General features: G+C 57.1%; 15 protein-coding genes. 7 read left to right on the top strand and 8 right to left on the bottom strand.

Going from position 1 to position 15,451, the window contains the following annotated elements; all coding sequences use genetic code 11:
* Positions 1 to 47: 47 nt before the first annotated feature.
* From AC2FFE_RS12025 to trxB, 3 genes are all read right to left on the bottom strand, one after another.
* Complete coding sequence (locus AC2FFE_RS12025; RefSeq protein ID WP_496820308.1) at positions 48 to 1,763, bottom strand: bifunctional sulfate adenylyltransferase/adenylylsulfate kinase; 1,716 nt, start codon at positions 1,761 to 1,763, stop codon at positions 48 to 50.
* Between the two features lie 198 nt (positions 1,764 to 1,961).
* The gene (locus AC2FFE_RS12020) at positions 1,962 to 3,653 is read right to left on the bottom strand and encodes an adenylate/guanylate cyclase domain-containing protein (RefSeq protein ID WP_496846738.1); all 1,692 of its coding nucleotides are present in this window, start codon (positions 3,651 to 3,653) and stop codon (positions 1,962 to 1,964) included.
* Between the two features lie 129 nt (positions 3,654 to 3,782).
* Complete coding sequence (trxB, locus tag AC2FFE_RS12015) at positions 3,783 to 4,724, bottom strand: thioredoxin-disulfide reductase (protein WP_480499646.1); 942 nt, start codon at positions 4,722 to 4,724, stop codon at positions 3,783 to 3,785.
* Positions 4,725 to 4,937: 213 nt separating this feature from the next.
* Here trxB and AC2FFE_RS12010 point away from each other — a divergent pair, with 213 nt between their 5' ends.
* Complete coding sequence (locus tag AC2FFE_RS12010) at positions 4,938 to 5,438, top strand: Lrp/AsnC family transcriptional regulator (protein WP_496820310.1); 501 nt, start codon at positions 4,938 to 4,940, stop codon at positions 5,436 to 5,438.
* A gap of 116 nt (positions 5,439 to 5,554) precedes the next feature.
* On the opposite strand, the gene AC2FFE_RS12005 is transcribed toward AC2FFE_RS12010, so the two are convergent.
* The 4 genes from AC2FFE_RS12005 to lgt all read right to left on the bottom strand — a co-directional run bounded on the left by AC2FFE_RS12005 (position 5,555) and on the right by lgt (position 9,768).
* A complete protein-coding gene (locus tag AC2FFE_RS12005; RefSeq protein WP_496820312.1) occupies positions 5,555 to 6,337 on the bottom strand; it encodes a Hint domain-containing protein in 783 nt (260 codons plus the stop codon).
* Positions 6,338 to 7,061: 724 nt separating this feature from the next.
* Complete coding sequence (pgeF, locus tag AC2FFE_RS12000; RefSeq protein ID WP_496846737.1) at positions 7,062 to 7,820, bottom strand: peptidoglycan editing factor PgeF; 759 nt, start codon at positions 7,818 to 7,820, stop codon at positions 7,062 to 7,064.
* Positions 7,817 to 8,884, bottom strand: coding sequence for a class I SAM-dependent methyltransferase (locus AC2FFE_RS11995; RefSeq protein WP_496846736.1), 1,068 nt, complete (start codon positions 8,882 to 8,884; stop codon positions 7,817 to 7,819). Before AC2FFE_RS11995 ends, pgeF begins: the two co-directional genes overlap by 4 nt.
* Complete coding sequence (gene lgt / locus AC2FFE_RS11990; RefSeq protein WP_496846735.1) at positions 8,881 to 9,768, bottom strand: prolipoprotein diacylglyceryl transferase; 888 nt, start codon at positions 9,766 to 9,768, stop codon at positions 8,881 to 8,883. The genes AC2FFE_RS11995 and lgt overlap by 4 nt, the downstream gene beginning before the upstream one ends.
* A 97-nt stretch (positions 9,769 to 9,865) precedes the next feature.
* Between lgt and AC2FFE_RS11985 the strand changes: the two genes are divergently transcribed.
* The 4 genes from AC2FFE_RS11985 (at position 9,866) to AC2FFE_RS11970 (ending at position 12,112) form a co-directional block, all read left to right on the top strand.
* Positions 9,866 to 10,114 carry an accessory factor UbiK family protein gene (locus tag AC2FFE_RS11985; protein ID WP_496846734.1) on the top strand — a complete coding sequence of 83 codons (249 nt, stop codon included), beginning with the start codon at positions 9,866 to 9,868 and terminating at the stop codon, positions 10,112 to 10,114.
* 311 nt (positions 10,115 to 10,425) lie between these two features.
* Positions 10,426 to 10,926: a type III secretion system chaperone family protein gene (locus tag AC2FFE_RS11980; RefSeq protein WP_496820318.1), complete on the top strand. Its 501-nt coding sequence runs from the start codon at positions 10,426 to 10,428 to the stop codon at positions 10,924 to 10,926.
* Between the two features lie 39 nt (positions 10,927 to 10,965).
* Complete coding sequence (gene proC / locus AC2FFE_RS11975; RefSeq protein WP_496846733.1) at positions 10,966 to 11,781, top strand: pyrroline-5-carboxylate reductase; 816 nt, start codon at positions 10,966 to 10,968, stop codon at positions 11,779 to 11,781.
* The gene (locus AC2FFE_RS11970) at positions 11,774 to 12,112 is read left to right on the top strand and encodes a tRNA-binding protein (RefSeq protein ID WP_496846732.1); all 339 of its coding nucleotides are present in this window, start codon (positions 11,774 to 11,776) and stop codon (positions 12,110 to 12,112) included. The genes proC and AC2FFE_RS11970 overlap by 8 nt, the downstream gene beginning before the upstream one ends.
* A gap of 25 nt (positions 12,113 to 12,137) precedes the next feature.
* On the opposite strand, the gene AC2FFE_RS11965 is transcribed toward AC2FFE_RS11970, so the two are convergent.
* Positions 12,138 to 12,716 (bottom strand): thymidine kinase, encoded by a 579-nt coding sequence (locus AC2FFE_RS11965; RefSeq protein WP_496846731.1) that lies wholly within the window; start codon positions 12,714 to 12,716, stop codon positions 12,138 to 12,140.
* A gap of 361 nt (positions 12,717 to 13,077) precedes the next feature.
* Here AC2FFE_RS11965 and AC2FFE_RS11960 point away from each other — a divergent pair, with 361 nt between their 5' ends.
* Both AC2FFE_RS11960 and AC2FFE_RS11955 read left to right on the top strand, forming a co-directional pair.
* Entirely contained in the window at positions 13,078 to 13,539 is a 462-nt protein-coding gene (locus tag AC2FFE_RS11960) for a hypothetical protein (RefSeq protein WP_353010737.1), read from the top strand.
* A 118-nt stretch (positions 13,540 to 13,657) separates the two neighbouring features.
* Positions 13,658 to 15,451, top strand: a complete 1,794-nt coding sequence (locus tag AC2FFE_RS11955) for a hypothetical protein (RefSeq protein ID WP_496820323.1) — start codon at positions 13,658 to 13,660, stop codon at positions 15,449 to 15,451.

The following is a 15,451-nucleotide window of genomic DNA, read 5'->3' as shown; positions in this document are numbered from 1 at the left end:
AAAAGAAAAGCCCCCGTTTTGGCGGGGGCTTTCTGTATTCTGGTATTTTACCCGGCGATCAGGCCCATGCTTTCCAGCTTTAGCAGAACCTGATGGGCGCAATTATCGACTTCGACATTCTCGGTCTCGACGCTTAGCTCAGGGTTCTGCGGCACGTCATAGGGGTCCGAGATCCCAGTGAACTCCTTGATCTTGCCTTCACGCGCCAGCTTATAGAGCCCCTTACGGTCGCGGCGTTCGCATTCCTCAATGCTAGTCGCCACATGGACCTCGCAGAAGGCGCCGAACTGCTCGATCTCCTCGCGCACGGCACGGCGCGTGGTTGCATAGGGCGCGATCGGGGCGCAGATGGCGATGCCACCGTTCTTGGTGATCTCAGACGCAACATACCCGATGCGGCGGATGTTCAGGTCGCGGTGTTCTTTCGAGAAACCCAGTTCCGAAGACAGGTTCTTCCGCACGATATCACCATCCAGCAGCGTTACCGGACGTCCGCCCATCTCCATCAGCTTGACCATAAGTGCGTTTGCGATGGTGGATTTACCTGAGCCTGAGAAACCGGTGAAGAACACGGTAAAGCCCTGCTGGCTGCGCGGCGGTTTGGTCTTGCGCAGTTCCTTAACAACTTCGGGGAAGCTGAACCATTCTGGGATTTCCAGACCCTCAGACAGACGGCGGCGCAGTTCGGTGCCTGAAATGTTCAGGATCGTGACATTATCCTTGTCTAGGATTTCGTCATTCGGTTCGTACTGGGCGCGTTCCTGCACATAGACCATATGTTTGAAGTCGACCATTTCAACGCCGATTTCATCCTGGTGCTTACGGAACAGGTCCTGCGCGTCATAGGGGCCGTAGAAATCGTCACCCGCCGAATTCTTACCCGGCCCGGCATGATCGCGTCCGACGATGAAGTGGGTGCAGCCGTGGTTGGCACGGATCAGGCCGTGCCACACCGCCTCGCGCGGGCCTGCCATGCGCATGGCGAGGTTCAGCAAGCTCATCGAGGTGGTCGAGGCCGGGTATTTATCCAGCACAGCCTCATAGCAGCGCACGCGGGTAAAGTGATCGACGTCGCCCGGTTTGGTCATGCCGACAACCGGATGGATCAGCAGGTTGGCCTGTGCTTCCTTGGCGGCGCGGAAGGTCAGTTCCTGATGCGCGCGGTGCAGCGGGTTGCGTGTCTGGAAGGCGACGATGCGGCGCCAGCCCAACTTGCGGAAGTAGGCGCGCAGTTCATTCGGTGTATCCCGACGGGCGCGGAAATCATAGTGCACCGGCTGCTGGATGCCGACGACGGGACCGCCCAGATAGACCTTGCCAGCCACGTTGTGCAGGTAGTTAACCGCAGGGTGTGCATCATCATCGGCACCAAAGACCTTTTCGGCCTCACGCGACTTGTCCGGTGTCCACCGGTCGGTCACAGTCATGGTGCCAAGGATCACGCCTTCCTGATCGCGCAGGGCGATATCCTGGCCCAGCTCAATACCTTCGGCAAAGTCTTCATTGACGTCCAGCGTGATGGGCATGGGCCACAGGGTGCCATCGGCCAAGCGCATGTTTTCGACGACATTGTCATAATCGGCTTCGCTCAGGAAACCCTTGAGCGGGTTGAATCCGCCATTCATCAACAATTCCAGATCGCAGATCTGGCGCGGGCTCAGGTCCCAGCTTGTCAGATCGGCGGCTTCAACTTTTAACTTCTGGGCCGAGTCATACGATACATACAGTTCGGGGATCGGAGCCAGATTACTTAACATCGTCATCAGAATACTCTTGTCACAGTGGAAAATTTGCCGGTGATTCTCGGCCGTTTCGGGGCGGATTTGCCCCGACTCTTACCCGAAGTCCACCACCGGTCACCAAACAAAGGACGATATGCGCTGATTTCCCCGGAATTGGAAGGATTTTCCAGTACACAATTCCAAAGGCGACTGAGGTTCTGTTTCTGTAACGCGATCCAATCAGGCAGAGGATGCCTGTTCTTCCTTGGCCGCCGTGCTGCGCAGTTCGGCGGCACGTGCGACAGGCAGTGCGGGAACCGGTTCGGTCACGCCACGCAGTTGGAACAATCGGATTTGCTCGGGATTGATTATTACTTCTGCTGCTTGCAACAATTCCTCTGATACCAGCAGTTCGGCCCCAAGTGCTTTGGTCTCGCTTTCAAGGCGGCTGGCGACATTGACAGCATCTCCGATAATCGTCTGCGAAGCGTGCCCGGCGGCACCGATCTCGCCCAGTACCAGATCCCCCAGATGCAGACCCATTCCAATGCGAATGCCCGGGCTGCCTTCGGTTGCGAGGCGTTGGTTGAAACCATCCAGCGCAAGGCTGATCTCGATCGCAGCGTTGAGCCCTGATTTGGCGGATGCAGCCGCGTCGGCTTTGTTAAACACCGCCAGCAACCCATCGCCCATGTATTTGTCAACCACGCCGCCCGCATCCGTGATGGCCGGAACGATGGCGTCGAAGAACCGGTTCAGTAAAAAGACGATGTCATAGGGCAGTTGCCCGGTTGTGCGCGCTGTGAAACCCCGCATATCCAGAAACAGTACAGCCAGTTGCCGTTCCTGCCCTTGGCTGGCATGCCCCCGGTTCCGCTCGCCATCCGGGCGAAAGACACGGAAGACGGTCAGCGAGTCGGTTGGCCGGATTTGGCAGGCAAGTCGGGTCCGGGGCGAGGCACCCACCGCAGCCAGGCTGCGGGCCTCTACTTCGCTTGGGGCGTCCAGCCCTTCGCCGCCGTCCTCGACGATGACACGACATGTGGTGCAACGCCCCTTACCGCCACATAGTGCCGTGTGTGGGATGCCGTTGGCTTGAGATATCTCAAGCAATGTCATGCCCTTTTCCGCAACCACATCAGGGCCTTGCGCATAGGTGATCCGCACTGAATGCCTACGGCGCCAAAGCTTGCGGCCCAGAAAGAAGACCCCGCATGCACCGAGCGTGATCAGGAAGCCCAGAACGGCATTGTTCTTCATTGCAAACAGGATGTCGAAGGTTTCAGCTGAGGGCCAGTTATAGTGCTCAACATATTGTTCGCGCAGAAACTCATCCGCGAAATCCACCCAGATGCGCCGGCCTTCGGTTAAGACACCAGCCAACGCAAAGGAGGGCACAAAAACCGCTAAGCCGATCAGGTAGGGAACGGTTTTTGACCACCAACTGGTCAGGCGCAGCCACATATGCAGGCCGATACAGCCATGAATCCAGACGATCAGCAGCAGCAGGCTCTGCATCCAGATGGCTGAGCTGGGCCACATCAGGACGATGATGTAGCCCATCTCATCATTGACGTCGAATACCTCATGCGCGACGCGGGTATGCACGATGTGCGAAATCAATTGCAGCGGGATCAGTAACCCTAGCACAACCTGCAACGCGGAACTGAAAGGCATGCGCAAGGTTCTGCGCTGGATGATCGAGATCACCGCAAGTGCCGCGTGAAGGATCAGCGCAGCGTAGAAGAGCAGGCTGACGACATTGTGCCGGGTGATTGCCTTACGACCTTCCTGCATCCCGTGCAGGTAGTCGGTGTGAAACAGGCCCAGCCCGATATTGATAAAGTGAAAAAACGCAAAAACAAACAGGATCAGGCCGCTGCCAATCCGTAGCTGGGCTGCCCACCCGCCGCGCCAAAGAGCGTTATCCAATTCCAGTACCCGCGAATGCTTCGTTGGGGTCAAGTGTGAGGGCCGGGCTTGCGCGGGTCAAGCAGACCTGTACCGCCGAAGGTAAAAGGGCGGAGGTTTCGATGTGCCCCGAAACCTCTGCGCGCCACTCTATTCCTGTTCGGCCAGAAAACGCTCGGCATCCAGGGCGGCCATGCACCCCATGCCCGCGCTGGTCACGGCCTGGCGGTAGATGTGGTCGGTCAGGTCGCCTGCAGCAAACACGCCTGGAATTGAGGTTTCGGTCGAACCCGGCTTGGTCACCACATAGCCGCCCATGTGTGTTTCCAGTGTGTCTTTGACCAACTCATTGGCGGGTGCGTGGCCGATAGCTACAAACACCCCCTTACAGGGAATCTCAGAGATTTCACCGGTCTGGACATTCTTGACCCGAACGCCTTCAACACCCAATGGCGCATCCGTTCCAACGACTTCTTCCAATTGGTGGAACCAAAGGGGCTCGATCTTTTCGTTTTTGAACAGGCGATCTTGCAGGATTTTCTCGGCGCGCAACTCATCCCGTCGGTGGATCAGGGTCACTTTGCTGGCAAAGTTGGTCAGGAACAAGGCTTCCTCCACAGCAGTATTGCCGCCGCCAATCACGACGATTTCCTGTCCGCGATAGAAGAAACCGTCGCAGGTTGCGCAGGCCGAGACACCAAAGCCTTTGAACTTCTCTTCCGACGGCAGGCCAAGCCATTTGGCGCGGGCGCCTGTGGCCAGAATAACCGCATCCGCAGTATAGATGGTGCCGCTGTCGCCCTTGGCGGTGAAGGGGCGCTTGCTGAGGTCCAGATCGCTGATGATATCGCCGATCACCTCGCACCCCATGGCCTTGGCGTGATCCTGCATACGTACCATCAGATCAGGGCCCTGAACCTCGGTATCGCCGGGCCAGTTCTCGACCTCGGTCGTGGTGGTCAACTGACCACCCGGTTCGATGCCTTGCACCAGAATGGGTTCCAGCATGGCCCGGCTGGCATAAACGCCTGCGGTATATCCTGCGGGTCCCGACCCAATGATCAGAACCTTGGTGTGTCGTGTCTCGGCCATGGTACCCCCGCTCGAACTGCCTGACTTGGGCATCTCGCCCGCCGCACCGATATAGCGGCGTGCGCGCAGGGCTTAAAGCCCCTTCCTTTTCACGAACGAGGCAGATGCGTGGTGGTTTTTGCGATCTGAAAACAAAGAATATTGCGCAGCAGCGAAAGATTATTGCGCAAGCGGTGGGTGCTGATATAAGAACCGAAAAATCAGGAGCGCTTTATGGTCACCACACGGCTGGATGAGATTGATCGCAAGATTCTGGCAGAGTTGCAGGCCGACGGTCGGATGACCAATGTTGAGCTTGCCAAACGTGTCGGGATCTCTGCGCCGCCGTGCCTGCGCCGGGTGCGTACATTGGAAGAATCCGGTTACATCAACAGCTATCACGCTGCGGTAAACGCGCGCGAATTGGGATTCGAAGTTCAGGTCTTTGCCATGGTCGGTTTGGACAGTCAGGCTGAATCCGAACTGCGCGCATTTGAAGAACGTTGCCGTGAATGGCCGCTGGTCCGTGAATGCCACATGTTGAATGGCGAAGTGGATTTCATTCTGAAATGCGTCGCCCCAGATCTGAGCAGCTTTCAGCAATTCCTGACCGGTGAACTGCTGACCACGCCGAACGTGGCCAGCGTTAAAACCTCGCTTGTTATCCGAGGCGCAAAAGACGAGCCAGGCGTACCATTCGACGTTCTGGAAGAGCGTATGAACCGTAGCGCGTGAACCGCGTCTGTTTTGGATGTGGCTGGCAGGGTGGCAGCATTGCCGCCACCGCCAAGGATACAATCCAGCTTAGTAATATCTGCATGATGCCCCCGCTCTGCAGTAATATGTAAATTTTAAGCCGTCAGAGCGTCTACCTCTCCGTCTCCGGCGCGCGGCAACAGCAGCGGGCCGAAATCGTTCAGTGTTTCGACATGCGCAAACAGATTCAGATAGATCGACCGCAGCGAATGGCTGATCAAACGAACCGCGTTTACCCCCGGGTGATAGGTTTCAAACTGTAACCCATCGACGCGAATGACCGAATGCTTCTTCAGGCAAATGTGAAACAACTCTACCGGAGTTGGCGGCATTGTTTCAATAACGTTCATGCCGTCCTGAAACTCTGACACTGGTGTCAGAACGGGTCCGTCCCCATAAATGTGCCGCAAATGCCCCGGCGTGCCCAGTAGTCGCGCAGCGGGGCCGGCGATCACACCTGACAGAGGCTTTTGCATGCCGAACGTGTCCGCCATGATTCGCGTCAGGGGACGCGTACGTCCATAGGAATCCTCGCGCCCCGGAATCAGTGTGACCGATCCTTTCCAGACGACGGTTTCCGAGGTTCCATCCTGTGTCAGGACAGTATCCCCGGGCATAAGGTCTTCAATCGCCATAGGGCCATGTTCGGTTTCCACCAGCGATCCACGCGAGAAGGCGCAAAATGCGTCCTCGAACATGGGCAACGCAGGTGCAATATGGCGTGTTTGCGCGACATCCCCGTTGTCGAGCAGGGTGCTTACCTCATACCGGCGCAGTTGCGCCTTTGGCTTTGATGCTTGTCTTGGAACCTCGCGCAACAGTGCGGATGTCTCAACCGCATTTCGGGCCGCGCGGGCCAGTGAACTAGGAATAGTCACTAGTATTCCTTCCTTTCTAATATCCGAACAGACGAGGCATACCCCCGTACAGGCCCGTCCGACGGAATAGTTCTTTGCCTTGAAATAAATGAGGGACCCTTGGGCACTGCCAATGACGGCGGTGCACAGCGACAAAACCTTCGCTTTCCATTGGTCAACACATTGACCCCCCAGGCAAACTCGTACTTTGCGGGCGTAAATTGCCCGCACACACACTCCTGAACATAAGATCGCCATGGTATGGCGATCCCACGTGCACCGGGCCGGAGCATTCCCGATGCGCGCTCCACCGCAGGACCGGCAGCTTGGCCCTGGTGGTTCTCTGGTTCAGCGTCGTGCCATCAACCGACGGGCGACCCTGACAGAATGGCTTGAAACCCGTTTCCATGGCATTTCCAGATTCTGGTCCTGCGTCGCGGCTAAAACCGCGTTGAGAAAGCGGGTTTTCGATTTCATTCTCTGGTCCTGCACTGATAGGGCTTACTGCCCTTTTCCCTTATGCCCCCAAGATCATGCCGTTTTGCGGCAGAGTTGTGGCTAATCCGGGTTAATATCAGGACTGAAAGTGAAGTTAGGCAACTCCTCCAACTTGAAGCGCCAGAGTCCACTTGAGTGGACGTCAGGTAACGATCTGAACACTGGCAAAAACACTACGATTCTGCCCTCAGATAAACACAATGATTGTGGCGGAAAGGTGGCGACTTTGCCTTAATCGGAACTATTTCTATAACCGAATCGCAGAAATCAAACGGCCGTAATCCGCTTCTTTCGAGTGGGTTGCGCGGCGGTAGGAATAGAATCGATCAGGGTCGGAATAGGTGCAATGCCGGGTCCATTCGGCCTGGCCAACACCAGCCCTGCGCAGCCGATGAAGCCCAAATGCGGGAAGGTCAAATTGTAACCGATCTTCCTGCCCGTTCGCAAAGAAGCGGCTGTTATCCGGGGATTCTGCCAGAAAATCATCCAGGAACTCCGGGCCGACTTCGTAGGCGCGTTGCGAGATGGATGGCCCGATCACGGCGCGGGTGTTTGCACGTTGCGCACCCAATGCTTCCATTGCGTCAAGCGTTGCTTCCAGCACCCCGTCCAGCGCCCCGCGCCATCCGGCATGGGCGGCGCCGATAACCTTAGCCTCCGGATCGGCAAACAGAACCGGTTGGCAATCGGCAGTCAGTATGGTCAGCGCAAGATCGGGGGTCGCGGTAACAATTGCATCAGCTTTGGGTTTCTCGCCCTGAATCGGTGCATCAATTGTCAGAACGGTTGGTGAATGGACCTGATGAAGCCCGATCAGCTGCTCAGGTGCCACATCCATGGCCGCGGCGACCCTGTTCCGATTCAGGGCGACGGCTTGTGTTTGATCCGATGATCCATGCCCGCAGTTCAAGCCGGCAAAAATACCAGAGGACGCGCCGCCCCGCCGCGTAAAGAACCCGTGCCGTACGGGCGACAGCATGTCGGAGGTCAAGATTTCCAGTGTCATGGCTCCAGTCCCGGCGGTGGCGCTGATTGTGCGGGGTACAGGCCCAGCACTTTGAACAGGTTTCCCATTTCATCGGGATGCGTCAACCGGCGATGTGCGCTGATCAGACGTTTCTGCTCTGGCGCGTTGAGGTTCTGCAGCAAGGCCTGCGCACGTGGGGTGATTCCCAATCGTTCCAGAAACACGCCTTGTGGCGTCAGCCGGGTATGCGCGCATCCCGAAGCACGGGCCGTCATCGCCAGCGGTTCAAAATCGACATGCGCGGTTAGATCGGACTGGCCCGGATCGTCCAATGGTTTGGTTTTCTCATGCGCTTTCACGGCTTGCAGCGTATCGCCCAGCGAGCGCCAATCGCCGTAGTCGATGATCAAAGCCGCTCCGCCATGGGAAGTGATCCGGGTGGCGATATCGGTCACGATCGGGGTTGCGGTTGCGCATAGTTCGACAAGGTCGCCATCCTTGGTATCGCCGAGCCTGTCGTTCAGAGTCGCCTGAGGCGCATTGGGTCCCAGACCGAATGCAAGACCGTCTTCTGCCATGCCAACCCGTCGTTCTCGCCAACCGCCGCCCTCTCGAATGAACTGGCGAATGGGCAGGGCATCAAAGAATTCATTAGCGACCAGATACAGGGGCTGTTCGGGCAGCTCGGTGGCGGTGCCAATCCAGTTGGGCGTGTCCTGGCCCAGCGTTTTCGCCTGAACCTGCCGCAGCGTGGGCGACGCTTCGACCAGATATATCTGTGCTGCTTCGTGAAACCCTGAAACCTGCTGTGTGGCGCGCAGGATATCGGACATCAACGTCCCGCGTCCGGGGCCAAGCTCGGCCAATGTAAACGGGTTTGGGCGGCCTTGATCCATCCAGCTTTGTGCCAGCGACAGACCGATCAGTTCCCCAAACATCTGGCTGATCTCGGGGGCGGTGATGAAATCCCCTTGCGCCCCAAACGGGTCGCGCGTGCTGTAATACCCTAGTGTGGGATGCAGCAGGCATTCAGTCATGTAATCAGCCACGCTCATCGGGCCATCATGCTGGATACGCGCGATCAGGTGATCCTTAAGCGTCATGTTTCCCGCCGGGCACGCAGGGCAAACCACAGGCCAATGGCAATCATCGGAAGTGACAAAAGTTGGCCCATTGTCAGGCCGTAGCCGCCAACATGCCAGGCCAGGCCCAGCGGGTTGCCGAGAGAAACGAACTGAGCATCTGGTTGCCGAAAGAATTCGACAATGAACCGTGAGGCGCCATAGCCCGCGAGAAAAACACCCATGATCAGGCCGGGTTTGCGAAAGGCGCCGCGGCGATAGGCCAGCCACACAAGGACTGCACCCAAGATCAACCCCTCAAGCGCGGCTTCATAAAGCTGCGAAGGATGGCGCGCGCAAAAACCCGCAACGACGCCCGGGCAATCCTGCGCGGCGGTGCCGGGGAAGATCACAGCCCAGGGCATCTCGCTTGGGCGGCCCCATAGTTCGGCGTTGGTGAAATTGGCAAGGCGCCCCAGCAACAGGCCGGGCGGCACTGTGTAAGCCACCAGATCGCCCAACGACAGGATTGGCAGGGCGTGACGGCGCGCATAGAGATAAGAGGCCAAGATGACCCCTAGCAGGCCGCCATGGAAGGCCATGCCACCCTGCCAGACCTTAAGGATGTCGATCGGGTGCGAAAGGTAGTAGGCAGGTTGATAAAACAGTACGAAACCAAGTCGCCCACCAAGGATGACGCCCAGAATGATCCAGGTCATCAGATCTTCCAGCTGTTCCGGTTTCATCGGTGTTGCATCATCGCGCCACAATGAGGGTCGCCTGAGGGCAATGATCGCCATGCGCCAGGCGATCAGGATGCCGGCGATATAGGCCAGTGCGTACCATCTCAGGGCGAACTCCATCCCGAACAATGAGATCGAGAAGAGTTCGGGTGACAGATCGGGGAAATTCAGAACAGCCTGCATGTGCGTCTCATTGCCCGGGGTTTGCAGGGCAAGTCAACCTTGAGCCTGCGCCAATCATTCCCCATATAGAGACCAACAGCGTTATCGGAGTAAAGCCATGCAAACCCGCAACAAGATCCTCGACGATGTCTCTCAGTTGATGACCAACGCCATGGGCGTGGCGCAGGGCGCACGGGAAGAGGCCGAGAACGCGATGAAATCGATGTTGGACCGCTGGCTGGCGGATCGGGATTTCGTAACGCGGGAAGAATTTGATGCGGTGCACGCGATGGCTCAGAAAGCGCGCGAGGAGAACTCGGCGCTCGAAGCCCGCATCGCCGCACTTGAGGCGAAACTGGACAAGTAACGCCCAAACGTCTGATTTTCGGAAAACACTAAACACCGCGCAGACCTTTCCGGGTTTGTGCGGTGTTGTGCATCTTGCCGCCTTGCAAAATTTAATCAAGACAAAGCTGCATCCAACGCCAGTATTTTGATTGTCGTTGCCAGCTGTCCACAACTTATTGCGGTTATCCCCAAGAAATAGGGTTGCCAGAACGCGCCTCGCGTCGCACCATATTTAGTACAGGCCTACGGGGGAAGCCCGGCTTGTAGAGCAGGCAACTAGCGCTGGGGCGCTGCCAGCCCCAACATGCTAGAGATTAGTGAGGTGGCATTATGGCCCTTTCCGAGCAGTTTCTCGAAGAAGACCTTCATCCAATCGATATTGTTGAACACCTGGCCGAACATCACGACTGGGATTTTGATCGTATCGGCGACGATCAGATCGCCATGGCCGTTGAAGGGCAGTGGCGGACCTATTCCATCACACTCGCCTGGTCCAACTATGACGAAACGCTGCGCATGGTGTGCTCATTCGAAATGGAACCACCGGCCGAGCGTGAAATGCAGCTTTATGAGCTGCTCAATAAGATGAACGATCAGTGCTGGGCAGGGGCGTTTACCTATTGGGCAAACCAGAAACTGATGGTCTATCGCTACGGTCTGGTTCTGGCTGGCGGCCAGATGGCCAGCCCGGATCAGATCAACACAATGATTTCCGCCGCTGTGATGAGTGCTGAACGCTACTACCCCGCAATTCAACTGGTCACATGGGGCAATCGCGATCCGGAAGATGCAATACAGGTTGCCATTGCAGAGGCCTACGGCCGGGCGTAAAGCTTTGCCCCAAACCGATATGTAAGGGGAGGGGCAATCATGAACATATCGCGCGTGGCCGAAAACGGCCTGGTGCTTTTGGGGTGCGGGAAAATGGGGTCCGCGATGCTGGCGGGTTGGCTGGAACACGGTCTGCCCGCTTCATCCGTTTGGGTGATCGATCCCTTTCCATCAGATTGGCTGCAAGCGCAGGGCGTTCATATCAACACCACATTGCCGGACGCGCCTGCGGTGGTTCTGGTGGCCGTCAAGCCGCAGATGATGGGGGATGCTCTGCCTGCCATCCAGGCGCTGGGCGGAGGTGGCAGCCTGTTCGTTTCAGTCGCGGCAGGTACGTCAATTGCAACATTCGAAAGCGTTCTGGGCGCAGGCACGCCGATCGTTCGTGCAATGCCCAACACGCCGGCGGCGATTCGGCAGGGAATCACGGCGATGATTGGCAATGCACATGTGAGCGAGGATGATCTGAACCTGGCCGAGAGTCTTCTCTCTGCGATTGGTGAAACCGTCCGACTATCGGAAGAGGCGCAGATTGATGCGGTTACAGGTGTCAGCGGTTCAGGTCCGGCCTATGTGTTCCATCTGATTGAAACGCTGGCGGCTGCGGGCGTGGCGCAGGGGTTGCCGGATGACCTGGCCATGAAACTCGCCAAATCCACGGTTGCCGGGGCAGGGGCGTTGGCTGTTGCCGCCGAAGACGACCCAACGCAGTTGCGGATCAACGTAACCTCGCCGAATGGCACCACTCAGGCTGCGCTTGAGGTGCTGATGCATGAGCAGGAAGGCTTTCCCGATCTTCTGCAGCGCGCAGTCAAGGCCGCGACGGATCGATCTAAGGAATTGTCCGGTGAGTGAAATCAGCTTTGATGACTTTCTGAAAGTGGATATCCGCGTGGGTGAGGTCATCCGTGCGGAACCGTATCCCGAAGCCCGAATGCCCGCGATCAAGATGTGGATCGATTTTGGCGATGAGATTGGTGAGCGGAAAACCTCGGCCCAGATAACGGCCCATTACGACCCCGCCACGCTGGTGGGGAAACAGGTCATGGCCGTAGTCAATTTCCCGCCGCGCCAGATTGGCAAATTCATGTCCGAAGTGCTGGTGCTGGGTCTGCCCGATGAAAGCGGTGAGATCATGCTGATCGGGCCGGATGGGAAGGTGCCTTTGGGCGGGCGAATGCACTGAACACACTATGTGTCTGTGCCTGAATCTAGCCGCCGACAGCCTCGCGCCAGTGTTTGCGGCAAAGTGAGACATAGGTCTCATTCCCGCCGATTTGCACCTGCGCACCTTCGGTGATCGCGTTGCCGTTCTCGTCCTGCCGAATCACCATCGTGGCTTTGCGTCCGCATTTGCAGATGGTGCGGACCTCTCGCATTTCATCGGCCAGGGCCAACAGTGCGGCAGAGCCGGGAAACAGCTTGCCCTGAAAGTCAACGCGCAACCCGTAGGCCAGCACCGGGACTTTCAGGTCATCGACGGCGCGGGCCAGTTGCCAGACTTGATCCTCAGACAAAAACTGTGCCTCATCAATGAACACACAGGCGACAGGGCCGCGTTTCAAGCGGGTATCAATCATCGCAAACACATCATCATCGGGCCGGAAAGTATCTGCCTGTTCCGAGATACCGATACGCGAGGCGATACGGCCCTGACCGGCGCGCCCGTCAACGGCTGCCGTCATCAGATAAGTCTCCATGCCGCGCTCACGATAGTTATGCGAGGCCTGCAGCAACACGGTCGATTTGCCCGCGTTCATGGTCGAATAGTTGAAATACAGCTTTGCCATAGGCCGGGTCTAATTTGCCTAGGCCGGCGGAACAAGACTTCAAAAAATACCTGGAAAAAATAGACGCCGCCGTTGCAATTGCAAAGGTCGAGCACAGGCTCTTTGGGGATGGAACCCCTGCGCCTACAACAGCGACGCTATCGGCCAACATGAGGCCTGAACAGTGCGAGGCTCAACAATCTTGCCTCACGATTACTCGTTACCGGCAGGAACTGCCGCCACTCACTCACAAAATCCCCCGCATATCTGAGGGATAGCCAATGTATGACATTTCAATTATGACTCTGTTATGGGAAATTTCCCGGCGCTTTCCCCCAATACTGGCGGTGGAACAGCGCATGCAGGTAACAAAGGTAAAACAATGGCAGATATCGGGGCTTATCTGAAGAAACACACCGAGGCGCTGGTCAAAGATGTCGGAATCGAAGCGGCCTGCGAGATCACCGGAAAATCCAAGGCGACACTTGGCCGGTACTATTCCGACAACACGGAACATGCCGACAGGTTTATGCCCGTGGACGCGGTCGCTCGACTTGAAAACGCCGCATCCTATCCGCATGTCACTTCGGCGTTGGCTGATCTTAAAAATATCACGCTGTCCTACGATGGGCGGAACACTGATGCCCCTCGTACTGGCGGCGTAAACTCGGATGTCATCGCGCTGAGCCAGCGTTTTGCCATGCTGATGACAGAATATCAGGCCGCTATCGAAGACGGTATCATCACCGTGAACGAGGCAAAGCGTTTGCTGAAAGAAACCAGCCTTCTGCAACAGGTTTTGATCGAGATGAAACTGCATCTGGAAGAAGAAAGCGTCAGCTGAGTAAGGGGCGAACCCCTCTGATGCGCCAAGGCTCTGGCATGGATGTCGGGTGCCTCAATTCCGTCATTTCTGGTGGATATGAAAGCGACCTGGGCAGGTCGGTCAAAGGCAATCCAAAATGAATACACGGCATGAGGCTTATAGCATCCTGTCCGACAGGCTGGTTTTCCGCCTGTACTGGTTTGCTTTGGTGATCCTTGTCGCCTTGATGACGATGGCGGGTTCGATTGATGGGCCGGATGACTTCATGCGCTGGGTCTCGGTTCAGGACTTGCGAAACGGGCAGGGGTGGTTCGACCCTTATCAGCACCGTTTGGGGCCCGGCGAAGGGACGCTGATGCATTGGTCCCGCTTCGTCGATGCGCCGATTCTGGCGATTTATGAACTAAGCGCAGTGTTTGTTTCACCAGAGGCCGCGTTTGTGGTTACCGGGTTTATCTGGCCAACCTTGCTGGCTGGCCTTACCCTTTGGGCTTTTGCAGCGACCGGCGGCGCGTTGGGTGGGCGCGAAGGGGCAGTTGCGGCACTGCTTTTTGGCGTTTTGGCCCTGCTGAACTCGGGCAAGTTCGATCAGTATTCCTTTGATCATCACGGGTTGCAGATTTTGCTGTTTGCCGCTGCGCTGATGTTCTTTGTCCAAAGGCAGGACAGAAGGTACGCCGGGTTTTGGCTGGGCGTGTCTCTGGCACTGTCTTTGTCCATTGGCACCGAGTCGCTGGCTCAGATCGCCCTGATTGCGGTTTTTTCAGCGCTCGATTGGGCTCTGACCGGGGGTGAGGCTCGGCGCAGGACTGTTACGCTGTGCCTTGGGATTCTGGCGACTTTGCTGGTGGCGATCCTCGTTACGGCCAGCCGCACCAGTTTCTTCTATCCGGGCTGTGATGCGCTGACGCTTAGCGTCGCACTGCCGCTTAGCCTGGCTGCGCTGGGATTACTTATTGCGGCTGCTTTGACCTCGCAAAGCTCTGTCTGGATTCGTTTCACGGGCCTTGTGCTGATTGCAGGCATCGCGGTGTTCGCGTCGTATATTTATGCGCCCTATTGCCTTGGAAACCCAATTGATCAAATGCCTCTGGCCGTCAGGCAATTCTGGCTCAGTCAGATCACCGAGTCCCAGAACGTTCTGCTGGTCCTTCAAAGACATGCGGGCGAGACCATCGCTCTGATCCTGATCTCGCTGTTCCTGGTCTTCGCCTCTATGGTGTTTATCCGCAGGAGTGATGCGAAGATCGAATTCACCCTGTTTCTGTGTCTGATCGCTGTAGGGCTTGTTCTGTTCATGTATCAGTCGCGCCTGATGACGTTCCTGACCATGTCGCTGGTTGCCGTGCAGGCACAGGTTTTGGCGGTGTTGTATCGCAGATACAGGGCCGAGGGCCGTTCGGCCCTTGGGGTTCTGATGATCCTGTTTGTCGTCTTCATGTCACCGAAAACGGGTTCCGCGATTGAGGATCGCGTCGCGCCCCGGGGGGTCTCAGACGCAACAGCGGGTACACAAATCGCCGCACCGACTTTTGAATGCAACACTCAGCAGGCCATTCTGCCGCTGCGAGAGCTTGAGCCGGGCTTCGTTGTCGCTGATTTCGACTATGCCGCTCAGATCCTGCGGCATACGGATCATTCGGTTTTGGCGGGGAATTACCATCGGAACAAGGCCGGTATGCTGGCGCAGATTGACCTGTTCCGGTCCGAATCAGTTGATGCCGGCCCGCGTCTTAACGAACTGGGCGTGGATTACATTTTGATCTGTAAATCGCACCCGCGCGCCGTGTATTGGTCCAGCGTTTCGGAGGGTATTGGGTTCCCGGCAGGCATGATCCAGGGCAAACTGCCAGAGAATGTGGTGGAGATTCCCACCGACGCCGATGCTGTGTTCCAGATGTTCCGCGTTCAGGATGCGACAGGGTCCTAG

This window comes from Ruegeria sp. YTSA168, assembly GCF_059610045.1.
This window is presented reverse-complemented; position numbering and strand designations above follow the sequence as displayed.

Coding starts and splice junctions, on each gene's coding strand:
- AC2FFE_RS12010 (WP_496820310.1), top strand. CDS start 4,938: ATGGTCACCACACGGCTGGATGAGATTGATCGCAAGATTCTGGCAGAG.
- AC2FFE_RS11960 (WP_353010737.1), top strand. CDS start 13,078: ATGGCAGATATCGGGGCTTATCTGAAGAAACACACCGAGGCGCTGGTC.
- AC2FFE_RS12025 (WP_496820308.1), bottom strand. CDS start 1,763: ATGACGATGTTAAGTAATCTGGCTCCGATCCCCGAACTGTATGTATCG.
- trxB (WP_480499646.1), bottom strand. CDS start 4,724: ATGGCCGAGACACGACACACCAAGGTTCTGATCATTGGGTCGGGACCC.
- proC (WP_496846733.1), top strand. CDS start 10,966: ATGAACATATCGCGCGTGGCCGAAAACGGCCTGGTGCTTTTGGGGTGC.
- AC2FFE_RS11985 (WP_496846734.1), top strand. CDS start 9,866: ATGCAAACCCGCAACAAGATCCTCGACGATGTCTCTCAGTTGATGACC.
- AC2FFE_RS11955 (WP_496820323.1), top strand. CDS start 13,658: ATGAATACACGGCATGAGGCTTATAGCATCCTGTCCGACAGGCTGGTT.
- AC2FFE_RS11980 (WP_496820318.1), top strand. CDS start 10,426: ATGGCCCTTTCCGAGCAGTTTCTCGAAGAAGACCTTCATCCAATCGAT.
- lgt (WP_496846735.1), bottom strand. CDS start 9,768: ATGCAGGCTGTTCTGAATTTCCCCGATCTGTCACCCGAACTCTTCTCG.
- AC2FFE_RS11995 (WP_496846736.1), bottom strand. CDS start 8,884: ATGACGCTTAAGGATCACCTGATCGCGCGTATCCAGCATGATGGCCCG.
- pgeF (WP_496846737.1), bottom strand. CDS start 7,820: ATGACACTGGAAATCTTGACCTCCGACATGCTGTCGCCCGTACGGCAC.
- AC2FFE_RS11965 (WP_496846731.1), bottom strand. CDS start 12,716: ATGGCAAAGCTGTATTTCAACTATTCGACCATGAACGCGGGCAAATCG.